At 31.4% G+C, this 13,211-nt stretch carries 12 protein-coding genes; 7 read left to right on the top strand and 5 right to left on the bottom strand.

The genetic code is table 11. From position 1 onward, the window contains the following. The first annotated feature begins 40 nt into the window (after nucleotides 1-40). Nucleotides 41-568 carry a DapH/DapD/GlmU-related protein gene (locus IUY40_RS01090; RefSeq protein ID WP_195735039.1) on the top strand — a complete coding sequence of 176 codons (528 nt, stop codon included), beginning with the start codon at nucleotides 41-43 and terminating at the stop codon, nucleotides 566-568. A 1-nt stretch (nucleotide 569) separates the two neighbouring features. Here IUY40_RS01090 and IUY40_RS01085 read toward each other — a convergent pair whose 3' ends face one another. The 5 genes from IUY40_RS01085 to IUY40_RS01065 all read right to left on the bottom strand — a co-directional run bounded on the left by IUY40_RS01085 (nucleotide 570) and on the right by IUY40_RS01065 (nucleotide 5,501). After that, the gene (locus tag IUY40_RS01085; RefSeq protein WP_229335230.1) at nucleotides 570-1,115 is read right to left on the bottom strand and encodes a transferase; all 546 of its coding nucleotides are present in this window, start codon (nucleotides 1,113-1,115) and stop codon (nucleotides 570-572) included. Between the two features lie 208 nt (nucleotides 1,116-1,323). After that, nucleotides 1,324-2,838: an O-antigen translocase gene (locus tag IUY40_RS01080; RefSeq protein ID WP_195735038.1), complete on the bottom strand. Its 1,515-nt coding sequence runs from the start codon at nucleotides 2,836-2,838 to the stop codon at nucleotides 1,324-1,326. Further along, nucleotides 2,816-3,931, bottom strand: a complete 1,116-nt coding sequence (locus IUY40_RS01075) for a DegT/DnrJ/EryC1/StrS family aminotransferase (RefSeq protein WP_195735037.1) — start codon at nucleotides 3,929-3,931, stop codon at nucleotides 2,816-2,818. Before IUY40_RS01075 ends, IUY40_RS01080 begins: the two co-directional genes overlap by 23 nt. Then, nucleotides 3,928-4,875 carry a FemAB family protein gene (locus IUY40_RS01070; RefSeq protein WP_195735036.1) on the bottom strand — a complete coding sequence of 316 codons (948 nt, stop codon included), beginning with the start codon at nucleotides 4,873-4,875 and terminating at the stop codon, nucleotides 3,928-3,930. The genes IUY40_RS01075 and IUY40_RS01070 overlap by 4 nt, the downstream gene beginning before the upstream one ends. Nucleotides 4,876-4,895: 20 nt before the next feature. Further along, on the bottom strand, nucleotides 4,896-5,501 hold the full coding sequence (locus IUY40_RS01065) for a trimeric intracellular cation channel family protein (RefSeq protein WP_195735035.1): 606 nt from the start codon (nucleotides 5,499-5,501) through the stop codon (nucleotides 4,896-4,898). Between the two features lie 177 nt (nucleotides 5,502-5,678). On the opposite strand from IUY40_RS01065, the gene IUY40_RS01060 reads away from it, so the two are divergent. The 6 genes from IUY40_RS01060 to nudK all read left to right on the top strand — a co-directional run bounded on the left by IUY40_RS01060 (nucleotide 5,679) and on the right by nudK (nucleotide 13,194). Then, a complete protein-coding gene (locus IUY40_RS01060) occupies nucleotides 5,679-6,476 on the top strand; it encodes an RNA methyltransferase (protein ID WP_195735034.1) in 798 nt (265 codons plus the stop codon). A 94-nt stretch (nucleotides 6,477-6,570) separates the two neighbouring features. Then, nucleotides 6,571-8,115: a serine hydrolase gene (locus IUY40_RS01055; RefSeq protein ID WP_195735033.1), complete on the top strand. Its 1,545-nt coding sequence runs from the start codon at nucleotides 6,571-6,573 to the stop codon at nucleotides 8,113-8,115. A gap of 294 nt (nucleotides 8,116-8,409) precedes the next feature. Beyond that, complete coding sequence (locus tag IUY40_RS01050) at nucleotides 8,410-10,632, top strand: RelA/SpoT family protein (RefSeq protein ID WP_195735032.1); 2,223 nt, start codon at nucleotides 8,410-8,412, stop codon at nucleotides 10,630-10,632. 91 nt (nucleotides 10,633-10,723) lie between these two features. Then, complete coding sequence (locus IUY40_RS01045) at nucleotides 10,724-11,179, top strand: transcriptional repressor (RefSeq protein WP_035618963.1); 456 nt, start codon at nucleotides 10,724-10,726, stop codon at nucleotides 11,177-11,179. 106 nt (nucleotides 11,180-11,285) lie between these two features. Further along, complete coding sequence (locus tag IUY40_RS01040; RefSeq protein WP_195735031.1) at nucleotides 11,286-12,557, top strand: adenylosuccinate synthase; 1,272 nt, start codon at nucleotides 11,286-11,288, stop codon at nucleotides 12,555-12,557. A gap of 55 nt (nucleotides 12,558-12,612) precedes the next feature. After that, a complete protein-coding gene (gene nudK, locus IUY40_RS01035) occupies nucleotides 12,613-13,194 on the top strand; it encodes a GDP-mannose pyrophosphatase NudK (RefSeq protein WP_195735030.1) in 582 nt (193 codons plus the stop codon). Nucleotides 13,195-13,211: the final 17 nt, after the last annotated feature.

The raw sequence follows: 13,211 nt of genomic DNA, 5'->3' as shown, positions 1-13,211 counted from the left end.
TCCTGTTAATCTTGATTTTTTTCATAAGCAAATTCAAAAAATGGAAACTAGTATTATATCAAACAAATCTAAAATTGGCAATAATGTTAAAATTGGCAATTTTTGTATAATTGAAGACAATGTTGTAATAGGAGACAATACAATTATTAAAAATTATGTAGAATTAAGAGAAGGTACTATTATTGGTAAAAATTGCTATATTGATTCCCGAGTATCTTCATCTGGAGATTGCAAAATTGGCAATAATGTAATAATCCGCTATGATAGCATTATAGCAAGAGGAGTTACAATAGGAGACGATACTTATATTTCTCCAAAAATGATGTCAAACAATTTGAATACCAATATGAATCAAATTGGAGGAGCAAAAATTGGAGCAAATGTATTTATAGGGACAAATTGCGTCCTTCAACATGGAATAAAAATTGGAGACAATACCGTTCTAGGCTCTTTATCCTTCGTAAACAAAAATGTTCCTGAAAATGAAATCTGGTTTGGTAATCCTGCCAAATTTTATAAAATAAACGAGAAAAAAAATTGTCTAAACGAAATCTATTTACCACAATAATTTAAAGATTAACAACCTTGTGTTTAATTAAAAACTCTCTTTCGATTTCCCAATCTCTACTGTAATTATTTTTCAATAGTTTTGCAGGTATACCCCCAATTAATATATTGCTACCTAAACTAGTATAATCTTTATTACACACGGTATTTGATGCTATTACGCAATAATTTGGAGTTTTGGTATTAGGCATTATTGAAACTCTATTTGAAAAAGCATTATACGAACCAATACAAATAGGTCCTGTCATAGGATAATGCTCCCCTGTAATCGTATTTTTCATTGGATGTGAATTTGTATCTATTATTTGAGATTCGTAACCTATTCCAGACCAATCTCCAATAACAATTTTATTAGTGCAAACAAGTTTTACATCAGACCCCAAGCAAGACATATTTCCAAATTCACAATAAGCATTTTTACCTACAAACAAAAATACATCTTTACCAATGTGTGCATACCCATTAAACACAAGCTTGCCATGTAATAAAAGCTCTGCTGTTCCTTTTGATTTAACTGCTGATTCAAAATGCTGACCATATCCGATCATAGCAGTTTTTATAGGTCCCTTTATTATAATTTCACCTTTAATACTTTGAAAATAAACTTTCCCATAAAAAAAAACAGGCAGTTTTCTCGCTGTACTGAAAGGAAATTTTTTAAAATTAAAATAAATTGTTTTAGTCCAATTAACAGAACGATAAAGCTTAAATTTATGATAGATCTTTCTCAGTTTCCTGTATTTATCTCTTGCAAAATCAATCATTTTTCTTCTTAATTATTGAATTATATAAAAATTTAAAACCTATTTTTTTATTTAGATTATACAAAACAAATCCTAGAGAAAGAATTATCATTAGTATCATCAAACTGTATTTCAAAAGCGAATTTGATAAGTAACTTATAAAAAAAGTTACAAAGCATAACATTATACAAATCGCATAAGTGCGATAAAACTCAAGATCAAAACAAAAATCGTATCGCTTATTTGTTATTCTTTTTAGCACTATCAAATGTATTAAATAGTAAATCAAAAAACTAAATCCTAACCCTTCTAAACCATAAAGATAATACCCTAACATATTTAAAACCACTGATAACAAATTAAATCCAAAAGCTGTTTTTATAAATACCTTAGAATCTCCTTTTGCTATCAAAACATATCCCATTGACCAGGAAACTGCACGAAATAACATCGCTAACATCCCAAAACGAACCATAGGAATAATCGAAATAAATTTTGAAGTATATAAAATTTTAATAATAAGCGGAACAAATGCAAAAAATAGAATTATTATTGGAGTGATAATTAAAATAGACATATAGGATTGTTCCAGTACACTTTCTCTAATTTTAATATTATTATTGCTGATAGAAGATAATTTCGGAAAATAGTCGGTACTCATTACAGTAAAAACAATTCCGACATAAGAATTCAGTAATGTAAAACCTGCATTATAAAAACCAACCTCTGTTAATCCACCATTTTTCCCAACATAAATCTGAACAATATAAGAAGCTACCAATGTAAGCAATCCACTTAATGTGAGCATTACTCCAAGCTTGATTATACTTTTAGCTTCAATTAAAACCTGAGAATTAGTAACATTACATTTTCTAATTTTAATACTCCTAGAATAATAAAAAGATACTAATAAAGAAGAAACAGAAGCTACTACAATAGAGGGCACGATGGCATCTATTCTATAAAAATAATATAAGGGAATAGAAAACAACAATCCTATAAAATTTCCATAAAAACTAGCTTTTGCTAATATTTTCAGTTGTCGCAATCCTTGAAAAACAATCATTTTTCCAACAGATAACTGCTTAAACAACAATGTTACTGAAAGATAAATAAAAAGATAGGTGTAGTTAGGATTTCCAAAAGTAAGCTGACTCAACCAACTTGAAAATATCATAACGATTAACATCCCAAAAATCCCTGTCAGAAATGCAATTTTTTTTACAACAGTAATTATTGACGAGACACTATTTAAATCATTTTCTTTATACTGTTGTGAGATATGTTTTATGGCACTCGTTTCAATTCCTAAAGCTGTAATTCCACTAACCATATTCAAAGCCGAGTTCAACAATGAAATAATTCCCATTCCAGAAGGACCAATAAATATCGCTATTAGTTTTGTTCTAACAATTGAAATTAAAATATTAAGAAATTGTACACCTCCAAAAATAGATGTAGCTTTTACAATTCGAAGATATGAAGATTTGCTATCCGTCACTATTTCAATAATTATTAATATTTTCAATGACGAAACTCACTTCCTCACACGTCAAAACAGGACTTATTGGCAAACTCAAAACTTCATCATGAATCTTCTCCGTTATAGGAAAGGACAAAATATTCCATTCTGGGAAAGCCTTTTGTTTGTGCGGAGGAACAGGATAATGAATCATTGTTTGAATCCCCTTCTCTAACAAATAAGCTTGTAAATTAGCTCTATTTCCCGTTCGAATAACAAACAGATGAAAAACATGATTTGAATGCTTAGTCCCTTGCGATAAAACAGTCGGTAATATTATTTTCTCATTTTTTATTTCAGTCAAATATCTATTGGCAATACTTCTTCGTTGTTCATTCTCAGAATCCAAGTTTTGTAATTTCACATTCAGAAATGCGGCTTGCAATTCGTCTAATCTAGAATTCACACCAACAAAATCATTATAATACTTTGTTTCTGATCCATAATTACGAAGAGAAAATAAAACTTCAGCCAAATCTGAGTCATTGGTTACAATTGCTCCACCATCACCTAAAGCGCCTAAATTTTTTCCTGGATAAAAACTATATGCTTGCACATTATCATTCTCAACTTTAGGCTTACTGTTTTCTGCAAAAAAAGCACCATGAGATTGTGCTGCGTCTTCAACAACTAAAAGATTATTTTGTTTTGCTATCTCATTTATAACATCCATTTCAGCTAATTGTCCGTATAAGTGAACTGCTAGAATTGCTTTCGTCTTTATCGTAGTGTTTTTTTGAATTAGATCTGGATTGATATTATAAGTTTCTAATCTTGGCTCAACCAAAACTGGAACCAAATCAGCTTGTATAATAGCAAGAATACTGGCTATATAAGTATTTGTAGGAACAATAACCTCATCCCCTTTTTGAAGTTTTCCTAACTGAATATACCCCTTAAAAATCAACGTTAAAGCATCTAGACCATTTCCTACTCCTATACAATATTTTGCACCACAATAAGCTGCAAAAGAGGTTTCAAATGCTTTGACTTCTTTTCCCAAAATATACCAACCACCATATAAAACTGATTTCAATTTTTCCTGAAAAGCAGTTTCATAAGGAGCATTTATTTTCTTTAAATCTAAAAAAGAAATCATAGCGATATTTTATAAAAATCCTGATTATAAACTGAACATCCTAACTCTTCTTTTTGTTTTAAAAGTCCAACGTTATATCCTTTTTCATTTACATCTCCAACAATTCCCATGTCAAAAAAAAGCTTCCCTTCTTCTTTATATTTCTGTATCAAGTTTATAAATAAAAAGTCTAATGCTCTTAACTCTTCTCCTTTTTTTGTTGTCGCACCGTATTGTGATTTTACAACAGTATCAGTTTCAAAAACAGTTATTCCAGCAATAATTTCATCTTCATAATATGCTGAAAATTGTTTTATATTTTTTAAAAAACTTTGCTTTAGTAAAATAATCTCTTGAAAATTATGTACCGGTTTGGTATTATGTTTATTTAGTAACCTAGGTTCAAGAACCAACTTCCAAAACGATGTAAAATCATTCTCTTCTATTACATCTAAATTCATTTCTTGAATTCTTCTGAAATGCTTTAATTTACTTTTGGAAATATGTAATGGAGCTGACAAATTTATTACCAAATTCATTTCTTTTCTTTCTAATAAAGCACCTCTTTTAAAAAGAAAAAATTCTACTTCACTATTCCCTTCTGGAAAATAAAAAACTGGAGCTGGCTTATAATGAAAGGTTTTTATTCCTTCATCTTTAAAAAAACAAAAAAGACTTTCTAAGATTAATTCAACTTCAGTTCCTTTTAATTTATTTGTATAAACCAAGCCTCCGTAAGTCAGTCCCTGATGTGAATACACTACATTATTAACTCTATTTGCAGGTAAAACCGAAACTAATTTTTCGTTTTCGTAAATCAATAAGGAGAAATCTTCAAATCGGTCTTTATGATATTCCATAAAATCACGATGAAACAGGAAAGTAGCATTTTTGGCATGATCAATAAAGTCATTCCATTTTTCGTAATCTGCTTCCTGATATAATTTTACGGTGTAGTTTTTCACTATTTACTATTAGAAATCATTTATCGTTTGTGTTCTAGTGCTGGTAAATACCATTTATATTTTACTGCCATTAATCGGACTAAAATTATAACAATACAAGTTACGAGATACAAAACATCATCATTTAAATTCCATTTTTTCAATACAAAAAAGATAATACCGCCTAGAATACAAATCGTAGCGTAAATTTCTCTTCTAAAAATCACAGGAATTTCATTGCACAAAATATCACGAGTGACACCTCCAAAACAAGCTGTCATAGTTCCCAATGCAATACAAATTATAGGATGCAAACCAGCAAGTATCCCTCTTTCTAACCCAATTAACGTAAAAACTCCTAAACCTATTGTATCAAATAAAAACAAGGAAGTTCTTAATTTATCAAACTTTTTTCTAAATATAATAGCCAGAATAAATCCTAAAATAATAACGTAAACATACTTTAAATCAAGCATCCATCCCACAGGCGTCCTGCCAATTAAAACATCACGTACTGTACCTCCACCGACTGCAGTAACAAAGGCAATTATAAAAACTCCAAATGGATCCAATCTTTTATTCATTGCTGTCAACGCGCCAGACATAGCAAATGCCATTGTCCCAATGATATCTAATAAGCTAAACATTTATATGTTTTTAAAATGAAAATAAAATCTATAATTCTGACAAAAATAAAGAAATACTCTTTATAAACAGATGCTAACTGCAATTAATAAATTTAATGCTTTTCTAAAAAAAGTATTGAATTTAAAATTTAAAAAATCTTATTACCTTAGCCACTTACAAACTCAGCACCTTTTCCCTTGAAACAAATTACTTCGATACAAAATCCATTTATAAAATCATTAGTGTTATTGCAAGAAAAAGCAAAAGCACGTAAACAAACCGGAACGTTTTTAATTGAAGGAAAACGTGAAATTTCATTAGCTACAAAAGGAGGTTATGAAATAGAAACAGTGTTGTTTTTACCAGAATTAATCTCCGAAAACGAGATCAATAAATTAACTAGCAAACAAGTTAATTTAATCGAAATTAACAAAGACGTATATCAAAAGTTAGCTTATCGTGATACAACCGAAGGTATTTTGGCTATAGCCAAAACCAAATCATTACAATTATCGGATTTAAAATTAACAGACAACCCATTGATTCTTGTTGCCGAAGCTCCAGAAAAACCTGGAAATATTGGTGCGTTATTACGTACTGCTGATGCAGCCAATTTAAATGCGGTAATCATTGCAAATTCTAAAAGCGATTTGTACAATCCAAATATAGTTCGCTCAAGTGTAGGCTGTTTGTTTACCAACCAAATTGCAACAGGCACAACTACCGAAATTATTGATTTTTTAAAAGAAAATAAAATTAATTTTTATTGTGCTACACTTCAAAACTCGACTTCTTACCACACTCAGGACTTTACTACTCCAACAGCCTTGGTTGTAGGTACTGAAGCTACGGGGTTAACCCAAGAATGGAGAGATGCAGCAACTCAAAATATAATCATCCCAATGGAAGGTGAAATAGACAGTATGAATGTTTCGGTAGCGGCTGCCATATTAATTTTTGAAGCAAAAAGACAACGCGGTTTTAATCAATTATAAAATTTAAAGCATGAAATCGCCATGATTCAAATTACCAAATAATTATAAAGAATGGCGATACCATATTCCTTTAAAAAACAAATATTATCTAGATATGAATTATAAATTATCGCTTTTAGCTCTATTATTCGGTTTCTCAGTTTCTGCACAAATCACTAATAAAGAGGTTGATGCATTGGTAGAAAACACCTTAAAAACATTTAATGTTCCTGGAATTGCGGTTGCTATTATTAAAGATGGGAAAATCGTTCAAGCACAAGGTTACGGAGTAAAATCTATCTTGACAAAAGAAAAAGTAGATGCTAATACGCTATTCGGAATTGCATCTAACAGTAAAGCTTTTACAAGTGCTGCCTTAGCAATGTTAGTCGATGAAGGCAAAATAAAATGGGATGATAAAGTTGTAAAATACCTTCCCAATTTTAAAATGTATAATGAATATGTATCACAAGAATTTACAATTCGTGATTTATTAACTCACCGCAGCGGCTTAGGTCTTGGAGCAGGAGACTTAATGATATGGCCTGATGGAAGTGATTTTACAGTACAGGATATTACCCAAAACTTACAATTTTTAAAACCTGTTTCGGCTTTTAGAACCAAATACGATTACGATAATTTATTGTATATAGTTGCTGGTGAAATCGTTCATGTTGTTAGTGGGAAAAGTTGGGGCGACTTTATCGAAGAACGCATCATGAAACCATTAGAAATGAATCATAGTGCTGCATCATTTTTACGTTTAAAAGACTCAACAAATATCATTGTTCCACATGTACCAATAAATGGAAACTTAAAAGTAATCAGTAGATATAAAAACCAACTTTTTGATGCTGCCGCTGGTATTTATTCTAGTGCAAATGACTTGAGTAAATGGGCAATCATGCAAATGAATAACGGTAAATATGGCTCCGAAAACAAGCAGTTATTTTCCGAAAAAGAACATGATGAAATGTGGCAATTGCAAACTATAATTCCCGTAAAACCTAGAGCTCCATATAATACTCATTTTAGCGGTTATGGTTTAGGTTGGTTTTTGAGCGATGTAAAAGGATACAAACAAGTCACACATACAGGAGGCTTAGAAGGCATTGTTACTCAGGTAACTTTAATTCCTGAACTACAATTAGGAATTATAGTCTTAACAAATCAGCAATCTGGTGCAGCATTTACAGCTATTACCAATACTATAAAAGACAGTTATTTAGGAATTAAATCTGAAGATTACGTTACGCTATACAGTAATCGCATGAAAGCCAATGTAGAAACTGCCGATAAAATAACTGATGCCGTTTGGGCTGTTGTTGCCAAAAACAAAAAAGACAAAATAAAAACTGATTTTACCAAAATTACTGGAACTTACAAAGACAATTGGTTTGGAGACGTAACGATAACTGAGAAAAAGGGGAAAACATATTTTGCATCAAAACGTTCTCCTCAATTAGTGGGTGAAGTTTTCTTTTACAAGGATGGAAATTATGTGGTAAAATGGGATAATGCTTATTTTCATGCCGATTCCCATTTGTTTTTTAAATATGATTCTGATGGAAAAGCTGTAACTTTAAAAATGAAGCCAATATCTGAATTAACCGATTTTAGCTACGATTTTCAAGACTTAGATTTCAGTAAAGTTCAGTGAATTTAATAAGTACAAAGAAACAAAAGGTTAGAAAATAAAATATATTTAGAGGATTTAATCGCTCTTTATTTTAATTCTTAAATTAGACAAACCTACTAAATCTGTAATATTTATACATCTAAAAACATAATCATATAAAAATCAAAACACTATTTTAGGATAGTGTTTTTTTATGTTTGGAAAACATTCATTTTTTCAAACATTTTATTCTATTTTCAATATTTAAAACACTCTTATTCCCTTGTGTATATTGAAACTTATTCTTATTTTTAGGGAATTGAACCAGGCGCACTTATGACAGAGATAGATATTGAAAAAGAAAATAAAGCAATCGCACAGGAATACAAAGAATTGCTTCGAATTAGTTATCAGACTTTAAGTCCTACAGACAAAAAATTAATTCGAAAAGCTTTTGATGTTGCTGTTGATGCTCATAAAGAACAACGACGAAAATCAGGTGAAGCTTATATCTTCCACCCTATTGCTGTTGCAAAAATTGTTGCTTCCGAAATTGGATTGGGAGCCACTTCAATTGCTGCTGCCTTATTGCATGATGTTGTCGAAGATACTCCTCTGACAGTTCAGGACATCGAACGCTTATTTAACCCAAAAGTAGCACAACTTGTCGAAGGGTTAACTAAAATTTCGATGGTGCAAAGAGATCTAAATGCATCAATGCAAGCGGAAAATTTCCGCAAAATGATTCTTACTTTAAATGATGATGTTCGTGTAATTTTGATAAAATTAGCCGACCGTTTGCATAATATGCAAACGATGGATTCAATGGCTGAGTACAAACAAACCAAAATCGCATCAGAAACTTTATATATTTACGCACCGCTTGCTCACCGCTTGGGATTATACAATATCAAAACTAAACTCGAAGATTTAGGATTAAAATATACTGAACCAGAAGTTTATAATGATATCGTAAGTAAAATTAGAGAAACTAAAGAGCAACAAGATGCTTATATCAAAGATATATCGGATGTACTGAAGAAATCTTTGGATGAAGAAGGAGTTGAATACATGATAAAAGGGCGTCCGAAATCTATTTATTCCATTAGAAGAAAAATGCGCGCACAAAACGTAAGCTTCGATGAAGTTTATGATAAATTTGCGATTCGAATAGTGTACAAATCCAATCCCCATGACGAAAAGTTTCTAGCTTGGAAAATATATTCTATCGTTACCGACCATTACCGCCCAAGCCCAAGTCGCTTACGTGATTGGATTTCATCGCCAAAATCTACTGGTTATGAAGCTTTACACATAACCGTTATGGGGCCAAAAGGCCGCTGGATCGAAGTACAAGTTCGAAGCGAACGCATGGATGAAATTGCAGAGAAAGGATATGCGGCACATTACAAATATAAAAATGGAGCTACAGAAGAGAGTGGCCTTGATGTTTGGCTAAACCTACTTCGTGAAGCTTTAGAAAACTCAGAAACAAATGCAGTAGATTTTGTTGAAGATTTTAAAATGAATTTATATTCAAAAGAAATCTTTGTATTTACCCCAAAAGGTGAAATAAAATCACTTCCAAAAGGAGCAACTTCATTAGATTTTGCTTTTAGCATTCACTCCGAAATAGGAATAAAAACTCGTGGCACACGTGTTAACGGACGATTAGTACCGCTTAACTACGAATTAAAAAGTGGTGATCAAGTTGAAGTTATTACTTCTCAAAACCAAAAACCAACCATAAACTGGCTGGATTACGTTACCACATCCCGAGCAAAAACCAAAATTAAAAACGTTTTAAACGAAAATACCAAGAAGATTGCTGAGGAAGGGAAAGAATTACTTACCCGAAAACTAAAACACTTAAAAATAACTATTAACGAACAAGTTATAAACGAGTTAGTTAATTTCTTCAAACTCAAAACAAGTTTAGATTTATTTTACAGAGTGGGAGTTGGTGCAATCGAGAATCAGCAATTAAAAGACTATGCTGCCCAAAAAAGCAACTCGTTTATTAATTTCTTTAAAAACAAGATAAAGCGTAACAACACTACTACAGCCGACGCAGATATTCATAAACCAGTAATTAGCAGTAATTATGACATGTTAGTTTTTGGAACAGAACATGATAAACTTGATTACAAATTATCACCATGCTGCAATCCAATTCCAGGTGATGATGTTTTTGGTTTTGTAACAATAAATGAAGGAATAAAAGTGCACAAAAAAGACTGTCCAAATGCCATAGGTATGCAATCAAACTATGCTTACCGAATTATGACAGCCAAATGGATCGATTCATCGCAGGAGGAATTCAAAGCTATTATAAATATTACAGGAATGGACGTTTTAGGACTAACCAATCAACTGACAAAAGTAATTTCTAATAACATGAACGTAAATATTCAAAGCATCTCTTTGAGTACCGATGCAGGAATTTTTCATGGCCAGATTGCAGTAATCGTACGAAACAACTCTATACTAAAGAAAATGATTAACAATATCAAAAAAATAGAAGGCGTTGAGAAAGTTACTAGAGAATACCGAACCTAAGCCCCTGAATTTTTAAGATTAAACATTTGAACGTGAAACTTTAAACAGGAAACTTTTATTCATTTAAAATAATAAATTATCTTTGCAGGATATGACACTCATTTCAACTGACAACAACAAAAATCAAGAAATTGTAAAAAATGTTTTTACATTATATCTTGAGCAAAAAGGCCATCGTAAAACCCCTGAACGTTATGCTATACTTCAGGAAATATATGATAGCGAAGAACATTTTGATATTGAAAACTTATATATCAAAATGAAAAATAAAAATTATCGTGTAAGTAGAGCTACTTTATACAATACGATAGAGTTATTATTAGATTGTGCTTTGGTTCGTAAACATCAATTTGGACAAAATCAAGCCTATTACGAGAAATCGTATTTTGACAAACAACACGATCATATTATTATGACTGATTCTGGCGAAGTAATCGAATTTTGCGATCCTAGAATTCAGACCATAAAAAAAACAATCGAAGAAATATTTGATATCGAAATCACGAATCATTCTTTATATTTTTACGGAAACAAAAAACAAAAATAGACAATCAACAAAAAGATTGCTCTCAAAAATATTTAAATAAAATAGACAACTAATTAATCTGAGCAGGTGGCAAAAAACCATCTCTACAATTAAAATTAAAAACAGAATGACCGTAGATTTATTACTAGGATTACAATGGGGAGATGAAGGTAAAGGAAAAATTGTAGACGTTCTTACCTCGAATTACGACATTATTGCTCGTTTTCAAGGTGGACCAAATGCAGGACACACTTTAGAATTTGACGGAATAAAACATGTTTTAAGAACAATTCCTTCAGGGATTTTTCACGAGAAATCTATTAACATTATTGGTAATGGTGTTGTAATAGATCCTGTAGTTTTTCAAAAAGAAATTGAAGGTTTAGAAAAATTTAATTTAGACATAAAAAGCAAATTAATTATATCTAGAAAAGCACATTTAATTTTACCAACACACCGCCTACTGGATGCCGCTTCGGAAGCATCAAAAGGAAAAGCTAAAATTGGTTCTACATTAAAAGGTATTGGCCCAACTTATATGGACAAAACAGGTAGAAACGGTTTACGTGTTGGCGATATTGAATTAGAAGACTTCAAAGAACGCTATAGAGCACTAGCAGACAAACACGAAGCTATGATTGCTTTTTATGATGTTGACATTCAATACAACTTAGTAGAACTTGAAAAAGAATTTTTTGAAGCTATCGAAGAATTAAAAAAATTAGATTTTATTGATAGTGAAGAATATATGCACCAAGCTCAAAAAGCAGGCAAGTCTATTCTATGTGAAGGCGCTCAGGGATCTTTATTAGATGTAGATTTCGGAACATATCCTTTTGTAACATCATCTAACACTACTGCTGCTGGAGCATGTACTGGTTTAGGAATTGCACCAAACAAAATAAAAGAAGTTTACGGAATTTTCAAAGCATACGTAACTCGTGTAGGAAGTGGTCCTTTCCCAACTGAACTTTTTGACGAAGTTGGAGCCACAATGGCAAAAATAGGAAACGAATTTGGTTCAGTTACAGGAAGACAAAGACGTTGCGGATGGTTAGACTTAGTAGCATTAAAATACGCTATTCAAGTAAATGGTGTTACACAATTAATGATGATGAAAGGCGATGTACTTTCTGGATTTGAAACTTTAAAAGTGTGCACTGAATACAATTACAAAGGAAAAAACATTTCTCACTTCCCTTACAATATCGAACCAGAAAATGTAACTCCAATTTATAAAGAGTTCAAAGGATGGCAAGCTGATTTAACTGGAATGACAACTTACGAAGAGCTACCAGCTGAATTAAAAGAATATATCGAGTTTATCGAGGCAGCAGTCGAAGTACCTATCAAAATTGTTTCTGTAGGTCCAGACAGAAAACAAACGATACTTAAATAAAAAAAACTAAACGCTCTGGATTCCAGAGCGTTTTTTTTGCCAAAAAAAATTATATATGAGTAATCCTAAAATAAAAATAACAGAAACTAAACTGCTATCTGATAATTGGTACATATTAAACAAAGTAACTTTTAACTATCAAAAGAAAAATGAAGCACTAGAAACTCACAGCCGAGAAGTATACGACAGAGGAAATGGAGCAGCAATTTTACTTTATAATTCCAAAAAGAAAACAGTAGTCCTTACCAGACAATTTCGTATGCCTACTTATCTTAACGGAAATGATTCTGGAATGATGATTGAAGTTTGCGCTGGACTATTAGACAAAGACAATCCCAAAGAATGCATTATCAGAGAAACTGAAGAAGAAACAGGATATCGTTTAAAAAATGTAAACAAAGTAATTGAAACTTATATGTCGCCCGGATCTGTAACAGAAATTTTATATTTATTTACAGGAGAATATGACCAAAGCATGAAAGTTAGCGAAGGCGGAGGACTCGATAGTGAAAATGAAAATATCGAAGTACTAGAAATGACTTTTGATGAAGCTTACAATATGATTACAACTGGCGAAATAAAAGATGCTAAAACCATTTTATTATTACAACATGCTAAGATAAAAGGACTAGTTTAAAACATAAAAAAGACATA

Origin of the sequence: Flavobacterium sp. ALJ2 (assembly GCF_015594725.1) — a bacterium.
Classification (GTDB): Bacteria; Bacteroidota; Bacteroidia; order Flavobacteriales; family Flavobacteriaceae; genus Flavobacterium.
This window is presented reverse-complemented; position numbering and strand designations above follow the sequence as displayed.

Coding starts and splice junctions, on each gene's coding strand:
- IUY40_RS01040 (WP_195735031.1), top strand. CDS start 11,286: ATGACCGTAGATTTATTACTAGGATTACAATGGGGAGATGAAGGTAAA.
- IUY40_RS01085 (WP_229335230.1), bottom strand. CDS start 1,115: ATGATCGGATATGGTCAGCATTTTGAATCAGCAGTTAAATCAAAAGGA.
- IUY40_RS01075 (WP_195735037.1), bottom strand. CDS start 3,931: ATGATTTCTTTTTTAGATTTAAAGAAAATAAATGCTCCTTATGAAACT.
- IUY40_RS01045 (WP_035618963.1), top strand. CDS start 10,724: ATGACACTCATTTCAACTGACAACAACAAAAATCAAGAAATTGTAAAA.
- nudK (WP_195735030.1), top strand. CDS start 12,613: ATGAGTAATCCTAAAATAAAAATAACAGAAACTAAACTGCTATCTGAT.
- IUY40_RS01050 (WP_195735032.1), top strand. CDS start 8,410: ATGACAGAGATAGATATTGAAAAAGAAAATAAAGCAATCGCACAGGAA.
- IUY40_RS01090 (WP_195735039.1), top strand. CDS start 41: ATGGAAACTAGTATTATATCAAACAAATCTAAAATTGGCAATAATGTT.
- IUY40_RS01055 (WP_195735033.1), top strand. CDS start 6,571: ATGAATTATAAATTATCGCTTTTAGCTCTATTATTCGGTTTCTCAGTT.
- IUY40_RS01065 (WP_195735035.1), bottom strand. CDS start 5,501: ATGTTTAGCTTATTAGATATCATTGGGACAATGGCATTTGCTATGTCT.